At 53.7% G+C, this 19,231-nt stretch carries 19 protein-coding genes and 1 tRNA gene; 7 read left to right on the forward strand and 13 right to left on the reverse strand.

The annotated features are described in order from the left end of the window. A partial coding sequence (locus tag ACRBCU_RS02190; RefSeq protein WP_431363726.1) for a Clp protease N-terminal domain-containing protein occupies nucleotides 1-1,759 on the reverse strand: 1,759 nt, incomplete at its 3' end. A gap of 225 nt (nucleotides 1,760-1,984) precedes the next feature. Here ACRBCU_RS02190 and ACRBCU_RS02195 point away from each other — a divergent pair. Next, nucleotides 1,985-2,251 (forward strand): hypothetical protein, encoded by a 267-nt coding sequence (locus ACRBCU_RS02195; protein WP_431363727.1) that lies wholly within the window; start codon nucleotides 1,985-1,987, stop codon nucleotides 2,249-2,251. A gap of 66 nt (nucleotides 2,252-2,317) precedes the next feature. Next, on the forward strand, nucleotides 2,318-3,028 hold the full coding sequence (pyrF, locus tag ACRBCU_RS02200) for an orotidine-5'-phosphate decarboxylase (RefSeq protein ID WP_431363728.1): 711 nt from the start codon (nucleotides 2,318-2,320) through the stop codon (nucleotides 3,026-3,028). Here pyrF and ACRBCU_RS02205 read toward each other — a convergent pair. Next, entirely contained in the window at nucleotides 3,025-3,297 is a 273-nt protein-coding gene (locus ACRBCU_RS02205) for an NfeD family protein (protein ID WP_431363729.1), read from the reverse strand. The genes pyrF and ACRBCU_RS02205 overlap by 4 nt on opposite strands. Continuing rightward, nucleotides 3,297-4,193 (reverse strand): SPFH domain-containing protein, encoded by an 897-nt coding sequence (locus ACRBCU_RS02210; RefSeq protein ID WP_431363730.1) that lies wholly within the window; start codon nucleotides 4,191-4,193, stop codon nucleotides 3,297-3,299. Before ACRBCU_RS02210 ends, ACRBCU_RS02205 begins: the two co-directional genes overlap by 1 nt. 126 nt (nucleotides 4,194-4,319) lie before the next feature. Here ACRBCU_RS02210 and ACRBCU_RS02215 point away from each other — a divergent pair, with 126 nt between their 5' ends. Then, nucleotides 4,320-5,576 carry a DNA polymerase IV gene (locus ACRBCU_RS02215; RefSeq protein ID WP_431363731.1) on the forward strand — a complete coding sequence of 419 codons (1,257 nt, stop codon included), beginning with the start codon at nucleotides 4,320-4,322 and terminating at the stop codon, nucleotides 5,574-5,576. Nucleotides 5,577-5,578: 2 nt separating this feature from the next. Here ACRBCU_RS02215 and ACRBCU_RS02220 read toward each other — a convergent pair whose 3' ends face one another. Further along, nucleotides 5,579-6,442, reverse strand: a complete 864-nt coding sequence (locus tag ACRBCU_RS02220; RefSeq protein WP_431363732.1) for an N-formylglutamate amidohydrolase — start codon at nucleotides 6,440-6,442, stop codon at nucleotides 5,579-5,581. A 151-nt stretch (nucleotides 6,443-6,593) separates the two neighbouring features. On the opposite strand from ACRBCU_RS02220, the gene ACRBCU_RS02225 reads away from it, so the two are divergent. Then, nucleotides 6,594-6,668, forward strand: a tRNA-Val gene (locus tag ACRBCU_RS02225). A 67-nt stretch (nucleotides 6,669-6,735) separates the two neighbouring features. After that, on the forward strand, nucleotides 6,736-6,861 hold the full coding sequence (gene ykgO / locus ACRBCU_RS02230) for a type B 50S ribosomal protein L36 (protein ID WP_024810264.1): 126 nt from the start codon (nucleotides 6,736-6,738) through the stop codon (nucleotides 6,859-6,861). 66 nt (nucleotides 6,862-6,927) lie between these two features. Here the strand turns inward: ykgO and ACRBCU_RS02235 are convergent, their stop codons facing one another. The 9 genes from ACRBCU_RS02235 to ACRBCU_RS02275 form a co-directional block, all read right to left on the reverse strand. Then, nucleotides 6,928-7,497 (reverse strand): hypothetical protein, encoded by a 570-nt coding sequence (locus tag ACRBCU_RS02235; protein WP_431363733.1) that lies wholly within the window; start codon nucleotides 7,495-7,497, stop codon nucleotides 6,928-6,930. Between the two features lie 293 nt (nucleotides 7,498-7,790). Next, a complete protein-coding gene (locus ACRBCU_RS02240) occupies nucleotides 7,791-8,969 on the reverse strand; it encodes a phenylacetate--CoA ligase family protein (RefSeq protein ID WP_431363734.1) in 1,179 nt (392 codons plus the stop codon). Nucleotides 8,970-9,009: 40 nt separating this feature from the next. Continuing rightward, complete coding sequence (locus ACRBCU_RS02245) at nucleotides 9,010-9,834, reverse strand: ABC transporter ATP-binding protein (RefSeq protein WP_431363735.1); 825 nt, start codon at nucleotides 9,832-9,834, stop codon at nucleotides 9,010-9,012. 73 nt (nucleotides 9,835-9,907) lie between these two features. Beyond that, nucleotides 9,908-11,185, reverse strand: coding sequence for an ABC transporter substrate-binding protein (locus ACRBCU_RS02250; RefSeq protein ID WP_431363736.1), 1,278 nt, complete (start codon nucleotides 11,183-11,185; stop codon nucleotides 9,908-9,910). 69 nt (nucleotides 11,186-11,254) lie between these two features. Then, nucleotides 11,255-12,331: a branched-chain amino acid ABC transporter permease gene (locus ACRBCU_RS02255; RefSeq protein WP_431363737.1), complete on the reverse strand. Its 1,077-nt coding sequence runs from the start codon at nucleotides 12,329-12,331 to the stop codon at nucleotides 11,255-11,257. After that, nucleotides 12,332-12,574: a hypothetical protein gene (locus tag ACRBCU_RS02260; RefSeq protein WP_431363738.1), complete on the reverse strand. Its 243-nt coding sequence runs from the start codon at nucleotides 12,572-12,574 to the stop codon at nucleotides 12,332-12,334. Nucleotides 12,575-12,576: 2 nt separating this feature from the next. Then, the gene (locus ACRBCU_RS02265) at nucleotides 12,577-13,563 is read right to left on the reverse strand and encodes a branched-chain amino acid ABC transporter permease (RefSeq protein ID WP_431363739.1); all 987 of its coding nucleotides are present in this window, start codon (nucleotides 13,561-13,563) and stop codon (nucleotides 12,577-12,579) included. A gap of 36 nt (nucleotides 13,564-13,599) precedes the next feature. Continuing rightward, on the reverse strand, nucleotides 13,600-14,418 hold the full coding sequence (locus ACRBCU_RS02270; RefSeq protein WP_431363740.1) for an ABC transporter ATP-binding protein: 819 nt from the start codon (nucleotides 14,416-14,418) through the stop codon (nucleotides 13,600-13,602). Nucleotides 14,419-14,428: 10 nt separating this feature from the next. Beyond that, nucleotides 14,429-16,402 carry an AMP-binding protein gene (locus tag ACRBCU_RS02275; RefSeq protein ID WP_431363741.1) on the reverse strand — a complete coding sequence of 658 codons (1,974 nt, stop codon included), beginning with the start codon at nucleotides 16,400-16,402 and terminating at the stop codon, nucleotides 14,429-14,431. A 184-nt stretch (nucleotides 16,403-16,586) separates the two neighbouring features. Here ACRBCU_RS02275 and ACRBCU_RS02280 point away from each other — a divergent pair, with 184 nt between their 5' ends. Both ACRBCU_RS02280 and ACRBCU_RS02285 read left to right on the forward strand, forming a co-directional pair. Beyond that, on the forward strand, nucleotides 16,587-18,503 hold the full coding sequence (locus tag ACRBCU_RS02280) for a PAS-domain containing protein (RefSeq protein WP_431363742.1): 1,917 nt from the start codon (nucleotides 16,587-16,589) through the stop codon (nucleotides 18,501-18,503). Continuing rightward, nucleotides 18,500-19,204: a response regulator transcription factor gene (locus tag ACRBCU_RS02285; protein ID WP_431363743.1), complete on the forward strand. Its 705-nt coding sequence runs from the start codon at nucleotides 18,500-18,502 to the stop codon at nucleotides 19,202-19,204. The genes ACRBCU_RS02280 and ACRBCU_RS02285 overlap by 4 nt, the downstream gene beginning before the upstream one ends. The last annotated feature ends 27 nt before the right edge of the window (nucleotides 19,205-19,231 follow it).

Here is a 19,231-nt window from a genome sequence, read left to right on the forward strand (position 1 = left end):
GCGCGCGGCGCACCGCATTGGCAACGGAGGTCACCGCAGATTGCTGCCCGATCACGCGGCCATGGAGCGCATCTTCCATGCGAAGCAGCTTGTCGCGCTCGCCCTCAAGCATTTTGGACATGGGGATACCTGTCCAACGCTCAACCACCGATGCGATTTGCTCAGGGCGCACAGCCTCTTCGACCATCACACCGTTGTCTTCGCGATCCTCGGCATCACCCAATGCCTTTTCCAGATCAGGAATAACGCCGTAGGACAGCTCACCCGCTTTGGCGAGATTGCCCTCACGTTTGGCGATATCCAGCTCCGCGCGTGCTTGATCGAGCTGCTCTTTCAGATCACGGGCACCTGCGAGTTTATCGCGTTCCGCCTGCCACTGCGCGGTCATCTCGCTTGAGCGTTCTTGCAGATCAGCCAGATCTTTCTCAAGCGTTTCGAGACGGTCCTTGGACGCCTGATCATCCTCAAGCTTGAGCGCTTCCGCCTCGATCTGCTTTTGCATGATCTCACGGTCAAGCGCGTCCAGCTCTTCTGGCTTGCTGTCCACTTCCATACGCAAACGCGACGCGGCCTCGTCCATCAGGTCGATGGCTTTGTCAGGTAGGAATCGGTCGGTGATATAGCGATGCGACAAGGTTGACGCCGCCACAAGCGCGCTATCAGAGATGCGCACACCGTGGTGAAGTTCGTACTTCTCCTTAATACCGCGCAGGATAGAAATCGTGTCCTCAACGGTTGGTTCTTCCACCATCACAGGCTGGAAACGACGCGCAAGCGCTGCGTCTTTTTCAACGTGTTTACGGTACTCATCCAATGTGGTCGCGCCCACGCAGTGCAATTCTCCGCGCGCAAGTGCTGGTTTCAGCAGGTTAGATGCATCCATCGCACCATCGGCCTTGCCCGCGCCAACAAGCGTGTGCATTTCGTCGATGAAAAGGATGATTTCGCCAGCCGCAGACGTAACTTCGCTCAGGATCGCTTTCAAACGTTCCTCGAATTCACCGCGGTATTTTGCGCCAGCGATCAAAGCACCCATGTCGAGCGACATCAGCTTCTTGTTGCGCAGGCTTTCTGGCACGTCGCCATTGACGATGCGTAGGGCCAAACCCTCGGCAATCGCGGTTTTACCAACGCCGGGCTCACCAATGAGAACGGGGTTATTCTTGGTTCTGCGCGAAAGAACCTGCATCGCGCGGCGAATTTCCTCGTCGCGGCCAATGATCGGGTCAATCTTGCCCTGCTCCGCCATTTCGGTCAGATCCGTCGCGTATTTCTTGAGCGCGTCATAGCCTTCTTCGGCGCTCGCGCTATCGGCGGTGCGACCCTTGCGAATGTCATTGATCGCGGAATTCAAACTCTGCGCTGTCACAGCGCCAGCCTCCAGAGCCTCACGCGCCTTGGATTTCACCAGTGCAAGCGCCTGCAAAATGCGCTCAACAGGAACGAAACTATCGCCCGCCTTCTTGGCCAGCTTCTCGGCCTCATCCAGAACCTTGGCAGTCTGCCCATCCAAATAGACCTGCCCTGCATCGCCGCTCACTTTGGCGATCTTGCCAAGCGCTGTTTCAAGCGCTTCGACAACGCGCGCGGGTGCGCCGCCAGAACGGGTAATCAGGTTGGATGCCAGACCTTGGTCGTCATCCATCAATGCTTTGAGAATATGCTCAGGCGCGAGGCGCTGATGATCTTCGCGCTGTGCAATGGTTTGCGCCGCTTGGATAAATCCGCGCGAACGCTCAGTGAACTTGTTAAGGTCCATAGTCGTACTCCTTCTAAAGCGCCCGTCTAAATATTGCGCCTGCTTGGCAGCACGCTTGGCGTCGGGCCTCATCCATAATGTGGGTATTGCAGGTCATTCTATCAAGAGAGTGTCGCCACGATATTAACGCTCATTTGGACACATTTTGCCCAGATTCGCCTGTTTAAGGTCATAGCAGTTAACAATCAGAGGCTCCCAAAGCAGGAGCACAGCAGGAGCAAAACAATGATCGTAAAGCGTATCGACATCACGCCCACAAAAGAATTCACGCCAGAAACTGGTGGCGCTGGAAAAGTATCGTTCATTACAGACACAGGAGACGTAATCTTTGACTGTCAAATCAAACCCGGCCACGAAGCCGAAAAGCGCAACCCCGTCGTTGCCCTCATCTCCGAAGCAATGCGCCAAGTGCAGCGTATGCCGGAATATCGCATCTCTAAATCGTACATGAAATTCGCGCCCGGCGTTTTGCCAGCAGAATTCGCGCTGTAAGCCCTTCTGCTTGACCTGCACCGCCCCTCCGCGCGATAGGAGGGCGTATTCAGCAGGAGAAGCAATATGTCCGATGATCGTTTGATCGTAGCCCTTGATGTGCCAAACGCATTGGAAGGGCTAAAAATGGCCGAAACCTTGGGCGATACTGTATCGTTCTACAAAATCGGTCTCGGCATGCTGACAACTGGCGGACTCGCCCTCGCGAATGAGCTGAAGGCCGAAAAGGGCAAGCGTATCTTTCTGGATATGAAGCTCTTTGATATCGGCGCGACTGTCGAGGCTGCGGTGCGCGGCCTAGCGCAATTTGATCTCGACTTCCTGACCGTTCATGGCGACCCGCATGTTATTCGCGCCGCCAAAGAAGGCGCGGCAGGCAGCAACATGAAAATTCTTGGCGTAACGATCCTTACGTCGCTAGATCGCGGTGATCTGGATGATTGCCTGATCCGTGACGGCGCTGTGCCTGATCTGGTCGTTGATCGCGCGGGCCGAGCGCTGGACGCTGGCGCAGATGGCATCATCGCCTCCCCGCAAGAAGCGGCTGCCATTCGTGCGCTTCCAGAATCCGATGGCCGTTTGATTGTGACCCCTGGTGTCCGCCCAATAGGAGCCGAGCTAGGCGATCAAAAACGTGTCGCGACGCCCCTTAGTGCAATTTCTGACGGCGCAGATCATGTCGTAGTGGGACGCCCGATCCGTGATGCGAAAGATCGTAAAGCAGCGGCAGAAGCAATCCTTTCCGAACTTGCAACCGCAGGGCATAATCGCGCCTAGTCGTTAATATCTTCGTCGAAGACTTTCACCTGACCACTGCGCACGCCAAGCACGCGGCGCAGTGCGATCCATGAGATCAGTGATACAACAGCAAACACCAGAAATGTCATCGGCAGGCTAAGGCTGATGGCAGAGCCTCCGACCATCAGGATCAACCCGACCAAAGCCGCGCCAATCGCGAAGCCAAGGAAGATGAAGCTTGGCGCAAAGACTTCTAGGATGGCCAAAGCAACCGCCGCGATCATCCAAAATACCCAAGACGTCCACATTATTTGGCCCCTCCTTTGAGCATTTTGAAGGCATCGCCAAAGGCATCCATCGCGCTGGCAGGAACGACAACCGTTTGCGAACCATTGCTTGTTCCGAGCGCTGTCAGCGCCTCAACCTGTTTCAACGCCACCTGATACTGCGCCGCTTCCAAGCCGTTCTCGGCAATCGCGGCGGCCACAACGCCCGTCGCATAGGCTTCGGCATCGGCCGCAATGCGGCGCGCTTTGGCGATTTGTTCAGCGGCGTAAAGTTCTGCATCCGCGCTCAATTCAACGGCACGCTTTGCGCCTTCGGCCTCGGTCACCTGCGCGCGGCGGGCGCGTTCTGCGTTGAGTTGCTGCAACATCGCATCGCGGGTTGCTTGATCGAGGTTCACATCCAAGATTTCAGCGCGGGTCACTTCAATGCCCCAATCATCCACAGCGCTTTCGACAAGTTTTTTGATCTCGGAAATAAGCTGCGTGCGGTTGGACTGCACTTCGTCCAGCTCCATCTTACCGATCTCGGAACGCACCATACCCGCAACTGTCGTCGCAATCGCGCCGTCCACATCACGGATCCGGTACACTGTCTTTTCTGGCTCAAGAATACGGTAGAACACCGACGTTTCGACCTGCACCAACACGTTGTCGGCCGTAATCGCGTCTTGAACAGCATTGGGAAGCTGACGCTCAAGAATAGAAATTTTGTGCGCGACCTTATCAAGGAACGGCACAATCAGGTTGATGCCTGGCCCAAGCACCGAACGCAGACGCCCAAAACGCTCCACCACAAATTTCTCGGACTGCGGAACGATCCGCACGCCAAGCAGGATACAGATAATAATAAAGACGGCGAGCAACACGATAAACGTGTTCTGGCTCAGAAAATCTAAAGCAATTTGATCAAGCGACATAAATTTCTCCCTAGGATTATGTTCTACATAGGGATGAAACGGGCAAAGTTCAAAGACAGCTTGTTTGAATTTACGCGCCCACGAAGATAGTCTGCCTATTCAATTTAGACGAGGTGACGTCAACACATGCCCGCTCTTTGCAGAGATTGCCTGACAGATTTTGAAAGCGGCTCGCGTTGCCCCGCTTGTCGCTCTGTGCGGGTGATTGAGCATCCTGAATTGATGTCGCTCTCGATTGCCCATATGGATTGCGATGCCTTCTATGCAAGCGTGGAAAAACGCGATGATCCTTCGCTTGCGGATAAACCTGTCATCATCGGCGGTGGCAAACGCGGTGTGGTGTCAACGGCCTGCTATGTAGCGCGGATGAAGGGCGTGCGCTCCGCCATGCCAATGTTTCAAGCGCTGAAGCTCTGCCCCGATGCCGTGGTGATCAAACCCCGCATGAGCGCCTATGTAGAGGCGTCTAAGGCGATCAAACAGATGATGCTGGACCTTACACCTGCAATTGAACCGCTTTCGCTTGACGAAGCCTTCATGGACCTGCGCGGCACGCAGCGCCTGCATGGTGCCCCTCCTGCTGTGATGCTCGCGCGGCTTATCAAGCGCATGCGTGATGAGGTGGGACTAAGCGGATCAATCGGACTGTCCCACAACAAATTTCTCGCCAAGGTTGCCTCTGATTTGGATAAGCCACGCGGGTTTTCAGTGATAGGCGAGGCTGAAACCGCCGCGTTTCTCGCAGGAAAATCAGTGCGCATGATTTGGGGCGTAGGGCCTGCGGCACAAGCTTCGCTAGAGAAAGTCGGCATTCGCACTTTTGATGATCTTTTGCGTTGGGAAAAAGTCGATCTCATCGCACGGCTTGGCGGTACAGGCGAACGCCTCTATCACATTGCGCGCGGCGAAGATTTTCGCCGCGTCTCAGCCCATGCGCCTGTGAAAAGTATCTCCAAAGAAACAACCTTTTTTGAGGACACCGCCGATCTGGACGTGCTTGATGGGCATATCTGGCGCTTGTCCGAGCAAGTCGCAGATCGGGCCAAGGCAAGGGATCTTGCTGGACGCGTCGTAACCCTCAAACTCAAACGCGCAAACTTCAGCCAAATATCTCGCCGTTTGTCGCTTCGCGAACCAACGCAGATGACTGATCGAATCTACCGCGAATCGCGCGCGTTGTTCGACAGTGTCGCCAAAGAAGGTCCATTCCGTCTCATAGGCACCGGACTATCTGACCTGTGTAAAGCAGATGGCACGGCGGATATGAACGGGGATCTGCTCGATCCAAATGCAGAAAAGCGCGGCAAAGCCGAGCGCGCGACCGATGCGATACGCGCGCGTTTTGGATCGGATGCTATAAAAAAGGGGCGCTCGCTGCGCTGATTTTATTCTGCTGCCAATGGCAAACGATCTAGCCGCCCAATGTTACAAACATCAGCCAATACAGACTGCAAAGAGCGTTTGACGCAATCAAAGGACTCGTTCGGAGTAAGGTCACGCTCGTTCATATAAATCGATCTATCTATCTCAACCTGAACCGCGTGTTGATTGCGCGACGGGCGACCGTAGGTTTGTGTAATATATGCACCCGCAAACGGCGTGTTCCGCGATACAATAAACCCAGCATTCACAAAGGCCGCTTCAATTTGATCGACAATCAAATTGCTTGCTGAGGCCCCAAACCGGTCCCCCAAAACAACATCTGGTCGCGTCTGCGAATTTCGCGCAACCCCGTCAAGCGCCTCTCGGGGCATCGAATGAAAATCAACCAAAATGCCCTGACCAAATGTCTGGCTCGCCTCTTGGAGAAGGCTTGCCAGCTGGCCGTGATAAGGATGCCAGTAATCGAGTAAACGCTTGCGTGCCTCAGCCAAGGAAATCTTACCTCGATAGATGGCGCGACCATTGGAAACGACTCGTGGAATAACGCCGAGTCCCGACGCAACACGTGGATTATGTCCGCTCTTCGCAACGCCTTCAATCAAAGCAGAGTCCAGTTCTTCTGAACTCCTGTTCAAATCTACATAAGCGCGCGGCACATTAGCAGTCAGTAAAGGCGCACCAAATGTCGGGGCGTGATCAATAAGTTGATCGACAAAAGCATCTTCGGACGAACGGATGGCTAGCTCGCTCAATGCAGATCGGCGCATAAACGACCAAGTGTAATCGCGGCCACTATGCGGTGATGCGAATACGACGCTTGTAGAAAGCTCAATTGGCCGAATAAGTTGAAAGCCGGATCGTGGCATGAATGCTCCTGTTAGCGTGCTTGACTATAGCCATAACAAAGCAATTACCAAAAGCCCTTGATCCCGCGAACGACTCCTTTTATAGCCCCCGTACTGACGCGGGATTCTGCGCCCCATTTTGTATAGGGCAAGCGTTTCGTAACGGTTTCATGGGCGATTAGCTCAGCGGTAGAGCACTTCGTTGACATCGAAGGGGTCACAAGTTCGATCCTTGTATCGCCCACCATGAATTTTTGCCCATTTTGGGCGCTAACCCCGAGGCGCACGCAGCGCCGCGTATGAGGAGATAACCGATGAAGGTTAAAAACTCGCTCCGCTCGCTGAAGCAGCGTCACCGCGATTGCCGCGTTGTGCGTCGTAAAGGCCGTGTTTATGTGATCAACAAGACACAGCCTCGCTTCAAGGCCCGTCAGGGTTAAGAGCAAGTAGCTTTTGAATTGATTGGGCCGTCTCTTTTGAGGCGGCCTTTTCTTTTGCACCTATCTTTAACAACTTGTGACGCCTGCCTGACACAGTGTTTCGTGATCGGGGAACCAGATTTCTTCGAAAGGAACTGAAAAGGCGCGCTTAAGAAACAAGGAATCTACGCCGCGTTTCTCAAACATTTTTTGATCGCGCAACTGCTCTGTTTCAGTGTCGATCGTCTGAATTCCACTCAATAATTTGTACCCATGAAATCCAATCCGTCCTTCTTGCGTTAACCTTCGTTTTTCACCAGCAATGAACACAAGTGTGCATGCAGAAGAACAGGTTCCGCTGGTGAGTGTGTCCAACTTTGCCTCCGACACCAATCGGGCCATACCGCGCGCCGCCGCAATCCTTCCGCCGGCACTATCAAGTGACAGGGTCTTAAGCCGAGGGTTTTGATGAAGCGTCCTTTCCAACGCATCAAAACTATCGAAATCTATTGGGCCGAGCCAATAGACGACAGTTCCGCGCGTTTTTAAAACAGGCGCTTCAAGAGGGGGCATAGGTGGTCGCATGGCGCGCAGAGCGACGGCGCTTACCCAGTGATTTGCGCTGACAAAAAGGGCGATGATGACCGACAGTGACATCAACCAAAACGACAACGTCTGAGGATGCAATCGGATCAATCGAACCGCTAAGGCAATCGTGGCAATCAGGATGAGAAAATCTAGGCAGAAAATTCTTACAAATGCCGTTGAATCAATGCTCGCGTCGTTCGGAAGACCGAGAAAAACCCCCAGCCTCCCAAGCCACAAAAATGCGAGCGTTAACAGTATTTGAACTTCAGGCGATCGCCTCAACATACGTCAATAAGGCAACTAAGCACGCGAATTAGCAACATTCAAATTTGATGCACGTGTTTGCTGCCGTTCGATCGGTCTTAATCGTAGCTGCGTTGATCCTCGATCACCAAACCATCGCGCGGCAAAGCGCCGGGCGCAACGAGCTCTACGTTGCCCTTCATTTTGAGCGTGGATTGCACAGCGCTGGCAAAGCCGTTCGGATCAGTGTCAGACGTCTCGATCTGCACCGTCAGCACGTCTTTCTCAGCCTCACGCGTCGCAACAACGCGCGCGCGCGCGATTCCGTCATGGCTTGCGACCAGGTCAGCAACCTGTTCAGGGCGCACGAACATACCTTTGATTTTGGTTGTTTGATCCGCGCGGCCCATCCAGCCTTTGATCCGCATGTTGGTACGTCCACACGAAGACTGCCCTACCATCACCGCACTTAGATCGCCTGTCGCAAATCGGATCAAAGGGTAATCAGGGTTCAGTGACGTCACGATCACTTCGCCAACTTCGCCAGGTTCAACAGGGGTGCCTGTACCGGGAGTTACAATCTCAACGATCACGCCCTCATCGACAATCATACCTTCCGCAGCGGGGCTCTCGTAGGCCACATTGCCAAGATCGGCCGTTGCGTAGTTCTGCAAGCAAAGCACACCGCGATCTGCGTATTCTTGGCGCAAGGACGGGAACAAGGCACCGCCACCAACAGCGGCCTTTGTAATGCCCAACTCAATGCCCATCGCGTCAGCTTTATCAAGGATAACCTTAAGATAATCAGGCGTTCCAGCATAAGCCGTCGAGCCGACATCTTTAGCTGCGCGCACCTGCAATTCGGTTTGACCTGTTCCCGCTGGCAGCACAGTCGCGCCAACCGCGCGCGCACCGTTTTCAAAGATCGAACCAGCTGGGGTCAAGTGATAGCCAAAGCAGTTCTGAACAATGTCCCCTTTGCCAATGCCAATCGCATGGAGAAAACGCCCAATGCGCCACCAATCATGGCTGACACCGCCGGGCTCATAGATCGGGCCGGGGCTTTGGAAAACATGCGCAACATTGGACACATTGAGCCCACCGAATGGCGGCTTGTCCGCTTGCAGGCTCACAAGGTCAGACTTGCGAAACACCGGCAGCTTTGGAAGGTCCGCGATTGAGCTTATCCCGCTCGCATCTGCACCTGCACGCGCCAATTGCTCAAGGAGTGCAGCGCTTTGCTGCGTCATGCGTTCGTCAGCGGAACGTGTTTCTAACGTGTCGAAAAAAGAGGTCATTGAGCGGCTCGCAAGCAAAAGGGAAATCAGAAAGGGCGGCTTAGCTCAGCCAACGCTTGCGACGGCGGTAAGAGCGCACATCACGGAAGCTCTTACGGCCATCATCGGACATGCCAAGATAGAACTCCTTAACATCGGGGTTCTCACGCAGTTCGGCGGCAGGACCGTCCATCACGACGCGGCCGCTCTCAAGAATATAACCATAGTGCGCGAAACGCAGCGCGACGTTGGTGTTTTGCTCAGCCAGAAGGAAGGTCACGCCTTCTTCTTCGTTCACCTTTTTGACGATCTCGAAAATCTGCTCCACCAGTTGCGGAGCAAGACCCATAGAAGGTTCGTCCAGCAAAATAGTTTCAGGTCGGGACATCAATGCACGGCCCATCGCAACCATCTGTTGCTCACCGCCCGATGTGTAGCCCGCTTGGGACTTACGACGTTCCTTGAGGCGTGGGAAATAGTTGTAGACCATCTCCAAATCAGAAGCGATTGCGCCCTTGCCGTCAGTGCGTGTGTACGCACCCGTTAGCAGGTTTTCCTCAACAGTGAGGTGTTCGAAACAGTGACGGCCTTCCATCACTTGAATGACGCCAGAGCGGACCAAATCGGCAGGGTCTCGCCCCGCGAGATCCGCGCCGCGATAGCTGACGGAGCCTTTGGTAATGTCACCGCGCTCGGACTTCAAAAGGCCGGAAATCGCTTTAAGCGTCGTTGTTTTACCAGCACCGTTGCCGCCAAGAAGCGCAACGATACCGCCTTTGGGCACATGAAGGCTCACGCCCTTCAACACAAGGATCACGTGGTTATAGATCACTTCAATGTTGTTAACTTCGAGAAGTTTTTCGGTGCTCGGAGCAGCATCTAGCATGTCAAACGCCCTGTCATGAATTAGGTTAGGGGATGGTTCGGCCAGCATAGGGCCGGCCGAACCTTAAAGAGGCTTACTTGCAGCCTTCTTCGATTTTGTTTTCCGCAGCATAAGCCATGGAATCCGCGTCGATGAGTGGCTGGATCACGTCCATGTCGCTAGGTGCGAAGTCAGAGATCAATGTCCACTTTTTCGCAGCAGCGTCCCACTGAGTCATACCAACGAGACCTGGGCCACCGTGGTTCTCACAGGTGACAGAGAAAGATGGACCAAAGCCCGGCAGGCCAAGAGCAGCCATTTTCTCTTCTGTGATTTCCAGCGCTTCCATGCCGTCCATCATCATCGCAGCGTCGATATCTGCTGTGCCGTGGATACCTTGCGCTGTTTTCACAGCTTCAGCGGCAAGCATCGCAGCGTAAAGACCGCGGTTATAAAGAACCGTACCGATCTGATCGCCAGCGCCAGCCGCTTTGCCTGTGTCTACAACGTGCTTCTGGATGTCTGCGAAGACTGGGAAGTCATTGCCAACGCCGTGGAACGTAAGTGCTTTATAACCGTTCGCCTTGTCGCCTGCTGGAAGAACGTCGTTCTCAGAACCAGACCACCAGATGCCGATGAAGTTTTCCATGTTGAAACGGATGTTCGCTGCTTCTTGAACCGCAACTTGGTTCATGACGCCCCAACCGTACATGATCACGAAATCAGGCTTTTCACGGCGAATTTGCAGCCACTGTGATTTTTGCTCCTGACCAGGGTGGTCAACAGGGATCAACGTCAGATCATAACCGTGCTTTGCAGACAGCTCTTCCAATGTACGGATAGGCTCTTTGCCGTAAGCAGAGTTGTGATAAACCAGCGCAACTTTCTTGCCGCTCAGATCGCCCTGAGACTTAAGATAGTTGATCGCGCCAGATGCACCGTTCCAGTAGTTCGCAGGGTAGTTGAAGACGTTGCTGAACACTTTACCGTTCGCCGCAGATGTACGACCGTAACCCATTGAGTGGATCGCGATGCCGTCAGCTGTTGCTTTCGGGATCAACTGGTATGTGATGCCTGTGGAGAGCGGCTGGTATACCAACGCGCCTTCGGCTTTTGTGGACTCGTAGCACTCAACGCCTTTTTCTGTGTTGTAGCCTGTCTCGCATTCCAGAACACGCGCAGGAACACCGCCGATGCCGCCATCACGCTCGTTGAGCAATGTGAAGTAATCCGCATAACCATCCGCGAATGGGATGCCGCCAGCCGCGTAAGGGCCTGTGCGATAGGAAAGTGACGGGAACACAAGATCCGCCATTGCGGGGCCTGCGGCCATCAGCGCTGTAAGCGCCATTGTTGTTAGTTTCATCTTCATCGGTTTCATCCTCCCATGGTTATTCCGATGTGGCGGGCTTTCACCCGATATTGAACTCTGGCCCAACGCTTAGTGCGGGAAGGGCCAAAGGCGTAGTTTCTCTTTTGCAACGCGCCAAAGCTGGGCGATGCCGTGTGGTTCTGCGATCAAAAAGACGATGATAAGTGCGCCCACGATCACCAAGTTAAAGTGCGCAACGATATCTGTTGGCCACCCGAGCATATCCACACCGATCAGCTTAAGCAGAACTGGCAGCAGCACAAGGAATGCAGCGCCCGCGAAAGAGCCAAAGATAGAGCCAAGCCCGCCGATGATGATCATGAAGAGCACAAGGAACGATTTTTGAATGCCAAAGGCTTCGCCAACCTCAACCGCACCAAGATAGACCGCAAAGAAGAGCGCGCCAGAGATACCAATGAAGAAGCCTGATACGGCGAAGGCGCTTAGCTTTGCACGTAGCGGGTTCACGCCAATGATCTCAGCCGCAATATCCATATCGCGGATCGCCATCCATTTACGCCCCTGCATGCCTCGCGTCAGGTTACGGGCGATGATCGCGCTGATCGTCAGGAAGACGAGGCAGAACAGATAAGTCGCCCAAGCATCCGTGTTTGCGCCAGTGACTGGTACGCCAAAGACTGTGCGCTCTGGTGCGTTGATCTGACCAGAGGCAGAATAGTTGTAGAACCACTCAACCTTGTTGAAGAGCCAAACCAGAAAGAACTGAGCAGCCAGCGTCGCCACGGCGAGATAGAAACCTTTGATCCTAAGCGAAGGCAGGCCAAACGCCGTACACACAACGGCTGTAATTCCGCCGGACAGAATGATGTGGAAAAAGATGTTCACCTCAGGAAACGAGGTCATCAGCTTGTAGCAGGCATAGGCCCCCACAGCCATGAAACCGCCGGTTCCGAGGGAAACTTGTCCGCAATAGCCGGTTAGAATGTTCAGTCCAATCGCCGCGATCGAATAGATCAGGAAGGGCAGCAAGAACGCGTTTGCCCAATAATCATTGATCAGGAATGGAATGACGCCGAAGGCGACTGCCAGAACGAAGTAGTAACGATACCGGTCAAACTTAATCGGGAACGTCTGGTTGTCATCGGTGTAGGACGTTTTGAAATCGCCCGCTTCACGGTAAAACATTTATGCCGCCTCTTCGTCTGCGCGCTGATACACGCGGTTTGGTTTCTTGGCGTAGCCTGTCGCTTCGCTATGTCGGATCAATTGGAAGTATGCCCAAAGCCCGACTGCAGCCCCTGTTGCCGCAAGCACGGCAGCAATTGTCATTTGCCCGCTATCCGCTGGCTTGGTGGTGAGGGCGAGATAGCCAAAGGCCCAAAAGCCGCCCCATGCAATAACATTCACGATTGCGATGATCTTATGCATAGCTACACCCTCTCAATGATCTTCTCGCCGAACAGACCCTGAGGGCGGAAGACGAGGAAAATGAGAGCAAGCACATATGCGAACCAGTTCTCTGTCGCGCCGCCCACCATCGGGCCGATTGCGAATTCAAACAGTTTCTCGCCAACGCCAATGATCAGTCCGCCAACAATCGCGCCGGGAATGGACGTAAAGCCGCCGAGCATGAGAACAGGCAGAGCTTTCAAAGCGATCAAGGACAGTGAGAACTGAACGCCCGACTTTGTACCCCACATAATCCCCGCAACCAGAGCAACGAAACCCGCAACGGACCAAACCATGATCCAGATAAAGTTGAGCGAAACACCCACTGACAAGGCAGCTTGGTGATCGTCCGCAACAGCGCGCATCGCGCGGCCTTCTTTGGAGTACTGCGAGAAAATCACCAGCGCGATCACGAGAAGCGCAGCAATCACAGTGGCGACGAGATCGAGGTTATCGATGAAGAAACCGTAATCGAAGATGCCAAAGGTAAATTCATCAATCGCAAGGTTGATGCCCTGTGGCAGACCAACGTCGAGCTTCTTGATCTCAGAGCCCCACATCAGATCGCCCACACCTTCAAGGAAGTACGCAAGACCGATGGTTGCCATGAACAGAATGATCGGCTCTTGACCCACCAAGTGGCGGAAAATGTAACGCTGCACGATCCAGGCGAACAGCACCATCACTGCCATTGTTAAGAGAATCGCGAGCAGCGCGGGGACATGCCAGCCAAAGTGGTGAATTTCAGTGCCAAACACCGCGTTGATGATGTGGCTGAAGGGGATTTGCCCTTCCATGATGCCGACCAGCGTCAGCGCCGAGAACAGCGCCATAACACCTTGGGCGTAGTTGAAAATGCCGGACGCTTTGAAGATCAAAACAAAGCCCAGCGCGACGAGCGCGTAGAGAACCCCGGCCATCAGACCATTGAGGAAAACTTCCATCGCAAAGACGAGTTGTTCAGCCATTAGAAGGTCTCCAGAGTTTTAGTGTTGAGGATGAAATTAGTCATGTGCCACCCCCAAATACGCGTCGATAACAGCTTGGTTGTTGCGGATGTCGTTTGGCGTGCCGTCGCCGATCTTCTTGCCGTAATCCATCACAACAACGCGGTCGGATAGGTCCATAACAACGCCCATGTCGTGCTCGATCAGGGCGATTGTCGTGCCGAATTCGTCGTTCACATCAAGGATAAAGCGGGACATGTCCTCTTTTTCCTCAACGTTCATACCTGCCATCGGCTCATCGAGCAGCAGGATGGACGGCTCTGACACAAGTGCGCGCGCAAGTTCGACGCGTTTCTTCAAACCGTAAGGCAAACGCGCAACTGGCGTTTTGCGAATCGCTTGGATTTCGAGGAAGTCGATGATTTGCTCCGCCTTCTCGCGGTTCTCAACTTCTTCGCGCTCTGCTTTGCCCTTCCAAATGGACTGCGCCAGCAAACCTGAACTCATATTGTTCAAACGGCCCGTCATAACGTTGTCCAAAACGGTCATACCTTCAAACAAAGCAATGTTCTGGAATGTCCGTGCGATGCCCTGTTGAGCAACCTCGTAAGGCTTCATCTGCGGGCGCGGCTTGCCTTGGAACATCACCTGACCTTCTTGGGGCACATAAAAGCCCGAGATCACGTTCAGCATCGAGGATTTACCAGCACCGTTCGGGCCAATAATGGCACGAATTTCGCCCTGACGGATGTCAAAGCTGATGTCCTTGATCGCAACCACACCGCCAAAGCGCAGTGTGATGTTTTTCATTTCCATCACCACGCCGCCAATCGTGCGGCCATCCTCGGTGACGTATCCTTCTGCGTTATCCAGCATCATACGTTCCTTATTCAGCAGCAATCTTGGAGGTGGTCACAGGGACAACCTTCGCATCGCGAATTTCCAGTGTCGCCGTGATTTGACCCTTGCGGCCGTCTTCATAGGTGACTTCTGTTTCGGTGTAGATTTCAGATGAACCGTCATAAAGCGCGGTCACCAGATCTTCGAACTTCTCGCCAATGATCTTGCGGCGCACCTTTTGTGTACGGGTCAATTCGCCGTCATCCGCATCGAGCTGCTTGTGAAGCACGAGGAAGCGGTGAACCTGGCACGCAGACAACATCGGATCTTCGGCAACGGATTTGTTGACCGTCTCAACATGCTCTTGGATCGTGTCCAGAACCTTCGGGTGACCCGCGAGTTCCTGATAGGACGCATAAGCAATGTTGTTCCGCTCGGCCCAGTTGCCAACCGCGTTGAGATCGATGTTCACGAAGGCTGTGCAGTATTCTTTGCCAGCACCGAAAACGACAGTCTCAAGGATGTTGGGATAGAACTTCAATTTGTTCTCAACATACTTCGGCGCGAACATTTCGCCGCCTGCCATTTTAGCCACGTCTTTTGCGCGATCGATAATGCGCAGATGGCCTGTATCTTCCTCAAAGAAGCCCGCATCGCCCGTTGCGACCCAACCCTCCGGATCTTTGGTGTCAGCGGTGCTTTCAGGGTTCTTGTAGTACTCAACAAATGTGCCGGGGCTGCGATAGAAGACCTCGCCATTGTCGCCAATGCGCACTTCAACGCCGGGGCTAGGCACGCCAACCGTATCTGCACGCACTTGGCCGTCAGGTTGCTGCGTGATGAAAACACCCGCTTCGGTCTGGCCGTAAAGCTGCTTCAGATTGATCCCGAGAGAGCGGTAAAAGCTGAAAATCTCAGGGCCGATCGCCTCACCAGCGGTATAGCCAACGCGCACACGGCTAAAGCCGAGCGTGTTTTTCAGCGGGCCATAGACCAGCATATTACCCAGCGCATATTTCAACTTGTCCATGCCACTAACGGAATTACCGTCGAGGATATCAGGGCCAACTTTGCGCGCGTGCTCCATGAAATAGTGGAACATCTTTTTCTTGAAATTACCCGCGTCTTCCATGCGGATCATCACATTGGTGAGCTGGGTTTCAAAAACACGCGGAGGGGCGAAGTAGTAGGTCGGGCCGATCTCGCGAAGATCGGTCATCATTGTGCTTTCGCTCTCGGGGCAGTTGACGCAGAAACCAGTCCAATACGCTTGACCAAGCGAGAAGATAAAGTCACCAACCCATGCCATCGGCAGGTAAGCGAGGATATCTTCGCCAGCGCTCAGCTTATCAAACTCGGACGAGCTGCGCGCGACTTCGATGATGTTGCGGTTGCTCAGAACAACGCCTTTAGGCTTGCCTGTTGTACCAGAGGTATAGAGCATCACGCAGGTGTTGTCGTAGCTCAACGCGTCGCGGCGGCGGTTCAACTCTTTGATGTATTCATCATAAGCCGCGCGGCCTTGGTCTTGCACATGGGAGAACTGATGCAGCGTTGTATGGTCATACTTACGCAGACCGCGCGGATCGAGGTAAATCAGATGTTCGAATTGGTGCAGATCGTCCTGCACCTCGATAACTTTATCGACTTGTTCTTGGTCGGCAACGATCACAAAACGCGCGCCGCAATGATCGAGGACGTACTGCATTTCTTCGGCAGCCGCGTCGGAATAAAGAGGCACAGGAACAGCGCCAACAGATTGTGCTGCAACCATAGACCAATATAGATAAGGGCGGTTGCGGCCGATCACTGCAACAAAGTCGCCTTCATTCACACCAAGGTTTAAAAGCCCGAGCGCAAGCGCTTCGATCTCTTTTTCAGCTTCCGCCCAAGTCCAACTTTGCCAAATACCGAATTCTTTTTCACGGTAAGCGGCTTTGTCGCCAAACTTGGTGGCGTTTCGATGCAATAGCGCTGGAACGGACGTGAGTCCGTCAACGCCTTCCGACGTTTGTGACAATGATTTCTCCTCCCAATGCACGCTAGTAGACGCGCCAAGTCGCCTGTCGCGACTCGTTTGCCATACCGTGCCAGCAAATTCTTGAACGTCAACTTTTTCTGCAAGTTTTCTGAATCCTAACGAATTGTAACAATGCTTGCTCGGGGCTTTTCGCACCCCTCTTTCCGGTGGTAACGCTTGGAATATGAAGCGCACTGACACCCACGACGCGATGATCGCAGCTGGCTTGAATTTCATTCAACAAGCCATGTCGATTTTCGATTCCGAATTACGTTTGGTGCTTATCAACCGCCCGATGCAGCAGATGTTCAATCTTCCAAACGCGCTTGTTGAGCCAGGCGTTAGCTTTGAGAGCGTTATTCGCTATCTCGCGGAAGGTGGCGAATATGGCGTCGTCGATGACATTGAAGATTTTGCAAAGACACGGGTTAACTTGGCTCTCAACTTCGAAGCGCACTATATGGAACGCACCCGCGCAAACGGACGCGTCATTAGCGTCGAGGGTGCGCCCCTTCCGGAAGGTGGCTGGGTTACCGTTTATACAGACATAACAGAAATCAAGAGCCAAGAAGCCCTTCTGCGCGCGCGATCCGAGGTTTTGAGCGAACAGGTTTTGGCTCGCTCGGAAGAGCTATCCTCGACCAACCGTGCGCTGGCGTCGAGCAATGCTGCTCTTGAAGAAGCCAAGCATCAACTAACGAAGATGGAAGAACGCACCCGCCTTACAACGCAAATGATGCCCGCCCATATCGCGCATATTGATTTGAACGAACGCTACACTTTTTCCAATCGTCGATTGCAAGATGTCATGCCCGGCAGCACCGATGAAATCGTCGGACTCACCACGACGCAGGCGCTTGGCGCACCAACACAAGCCATCATCGGCCCGCATATTCAACGCGCTTTTGACGGTCTGCCATCGGTTTTTGAATTCACGCACGAACCAAGCTCACGCCGTATTCGCGTCGCGCTAACCCCTGATGTAGACGCAAAGACGGTTCAGGGCGTTTATGTTCTTTCGATGGATATCACTGAGGAAACCCAAACACGCGTTGCTTTGCAACAAACCCGTCGCCGCGAAATGGCGGCGCAACTGACCAGCGGATTGGCGCATGATTTTTCAAACCTTCTCACCATTATCCTTGGGATGCAGAGCAAGCTGGAGCGCATGCAAAATCTGCCTAGCGAAGCAGATCCCCTAATTACAGCAACCTTGTCTGCCGCACGGCGCGGTGGTGGGCTCTTGCATCGCATCGCCGACATGACAGGCCCGCGCAATTTCCGCCCAGCGCCAATTCGATTGTCGGCTTTTCTTAGCGAATTGCAGATCATGGCCAGCCCGACGATAGGCCAAGATCACCTGCTAAAGATCGAACAAGAAACTGAAGACGGTACATTCAACATCGACGCGGGGATGCTGCAAGATAGCCTGTTGAACCTTATTCTGAATGCACGCGATGCAACGCCCCCCGGTGGACAAATCACCCTTAGCGCGCGCGCGCTGCAAGACACTTGGTTAGAGCTGGAAGTTGCCGACACTGGCACTGGCTTTACCGAAAAAGCGTTAAAAAACGCCACACAACCATTCTTTACCACCAAGGGTGGAGAAGGTTCAGGACTTGGTCTTGCGATGGTCTATGACATGACCAAACTCGCTGGCGGCGACGTGCGCTTATTCAATGACGGCGGCGCGCATGTTGTGCTGCGCTTGCCGCTACGCCCTGCTGATGCGCAATTGCCGCCCGGCCTTGTTTTACTTGTGGAAGACAGTGAAGATCTGCGGATGTCGATCCGCGATATGTTGGTCGCACAGGGCCACTTGGTACTGGAAGCCACAAGCGTCCACGAAGCTGAAATGCTCCTCAAAACTGTCTCTGATATCGCTTATGTTTTATCTGATATCCAACTTAGCGGCGCTCGCACCGGGCTTGATTTGGCACAATTGACGGATCTACCCACAACGCTCATGACATCGCTTCCTGCAAGCGATCCGCGACATCAAAGCGCTGCTCGCTCAGGCGCGTTTCTGCACAAACCATTCGCCGAGGATGCACTGCGCGCCGCGCTTGCAAGTGCTGTCCTTAAGGAGACCTCGCAATGAGCGAACTACCATTTGTCACAATCCTCGACGATGAACCTGAAATCCGTGAAATTCTGACCGAAACGCTGGAGGATGCAGGTTTTCAAACCCTCAGCTTTGGACGCGCCCGCGAATTCGAAGCCGCCCTGCGCACAATGACGCCTGATGTGTGTTTGGTTGATCTCTCTTTACCTGACAAAGACGGGCTGACGCTCGTGCATCGGCTTGCACTGGAACAAGGCGCGATCGTGATTATCATTTCAGGCCGCGCACAGGTGCAAGACAAGGTGACTGGCCTTGAGCTAGGCGCAGATGATTATATCATTAAGCCTTTTGATCCAGGCGAAGTTGTAGCTCGCATTCGAGCGCGACTGCGAAAGAGCAAACCCGCTGAAGCCACATCAAACACCGCTCGCTTTTCAGGATGGACCGCTTTTTTCGATCGCTATCTGTTAGAGGACGATGAAGGCAGCGAAACCACGTTTAGTCATGCAGAAGGTGAAGTGCTGCGTCTTTTCCTTGAAAGTCCCAAACGCCTCATTTCGCGCGCGCAAATGCAAGACATGCTTGGGGGAGGTGCAGGCGAGAGTTTTGATCGCGCGATGGATGTTCGTATCTCACGATTGCGCACAAAGCTTCGCGAAGACCCAAAGAACCCGCAACTGATCAAGACGATTTATGGGGCAGGTTATATATTCCTTGGCGATGTAGAATGGCGCTAAGAACAAGTCAGTGCGCTGAGCGTTGAG

Origin of the sequence: Planktotalea sp. (assembly GCF_050633725.1) — a bacterium.
Taxonomy (GTDB): domain Bacteria; phylum Pseudomonadota; class Alphaproteobacteria; order Rhodobacterales; family Rhodobacteraceae; genus Planktotalea.

Excerpts from the sequence above, each read along its gene's own strand:
- ACRBCU_RS02240 (WP_431363734.1), bottom strand. The coding sequence starts at position 8,969 with ATGACCTCTTTTTTCGACACGTTAGAAACACGTTCCGCTGACGAACGC.
- ACRBCU_RS02280 (WP_431363742.1), top strand. The coding sequence starts at position 16,587 with ATGAAGCGCACTGACACCCACGACGCGATGATCGCAGCTGGCTTGAAT.
- ACRBCU_RS02285 (WP_431363743.1), top strand. The coding sequence starts at position 18,500 with ATGAGCGAACTACCATTTGTCACAATCCTCGACGATGAACCTGAAATC.
- pyrF (WP_431363728.1), top strand. The coding sequence starts at position 2,318 with ATGTCCGATGATCGTTTGATCGTAGCCCTTGATGTGCCAAACGCATTG.
- ACRBCU_RS02235 (WP_431363733.1), bottom strand. The coding sequence starts at position 7,497 with ATGTCACTGTCGGTCATCATCGCCCTTTTTGTCAGCGCAAATCACTGG.
- ACRBCU_RS02195 (WP_431363727.1), top strand. The coding sequence starts at position 1,985 with ATGATCGTAAAGCGTATCGACATCACGCCCACAAAAGAATTCACGCCA.
- ACRBCU_RS02210 (WP_431363730.1), bottom strand. The coding sequence starts at position 4,193 with ATGTCGCTTGATCAAATTGCTTTAGATTTTCTGAGCCAGAACACGTTT.
- ACRBCU_RS02250 (WP_431363736.1), bottom strand. The coding sequence starts at position 11,185 with ATGAAGATGAAACTAACAACAATGGCGCTTACAGCGCTGATGGCCGCA.
- ACRBCU_RS02265 (WP_431363739.1), bottom strand. The coding sequence starts at position 13,563 with ATGGCTGAACAACTCGTCTTTGCGATGGAAGTTTTCCTCAATGGTCTG.
- ykgO (WP_024810264.1), top strand. The coding sequence starts at position 6,736 with ATGAAGGTTAAAAACTCGCTCCGCTCGCTGAAGCAGCGTCACCGCGAT.
- ACRBCU_RS02260 (WP_431363738.1), bottom strand. The coding sequence starts at position 12,574 with ATGCATAAGATCATCGCAATCGTGAATGTTATTGCATGGGGCGGCTTT.
- ACRBCU_RS02255 (WP_431363737.1), bottom strand. The coding sequence starts at position 12,331 with ATGTTTTACCGTGAAGCGGGCGATTTCAAAACGTCCTACACCGATGAC.
- ACRBCU_RS02270 (WP_431363740.1), bottom strand. The coding sequence starts at position 14,418 with ATGCTGGATAACGCAGAAGGATACGTCACCGAGGATGGCCGCACGATT.
- ACRBCU_RS02205 (WP_431363729.1), bottom strand. The coding sequence starts at position 3,297 with ATGTGGACGTCTTGGGTATTTTGGATGATCGCGGCGGTTGCTTTGGCC.
- ACRBCU_RS02245 (WP_431363735.1), bottom strand. The coding sequence starts at position 9,834 with ATGCTAGATGCTGCTCCGAGCACCGAAAAACTTCTCGAAGTTAACAAC.
- ACRBCU_RS02220 (WP_431363732.1), bottom strand. The coding sequence starts at position 6,442 with ATGCCACGATCCGGCTTTCAACTTATTCGGCCAATTGAGCTTTCTACA.
- ACRBCU_RS02215 (WP_431363731.1), top strand. The coding sequence starts at position 4,320 with ATGCCCGCTCTTTGCAGAGATTGCCTGACAGATTTTGAAAGCGGCTCG.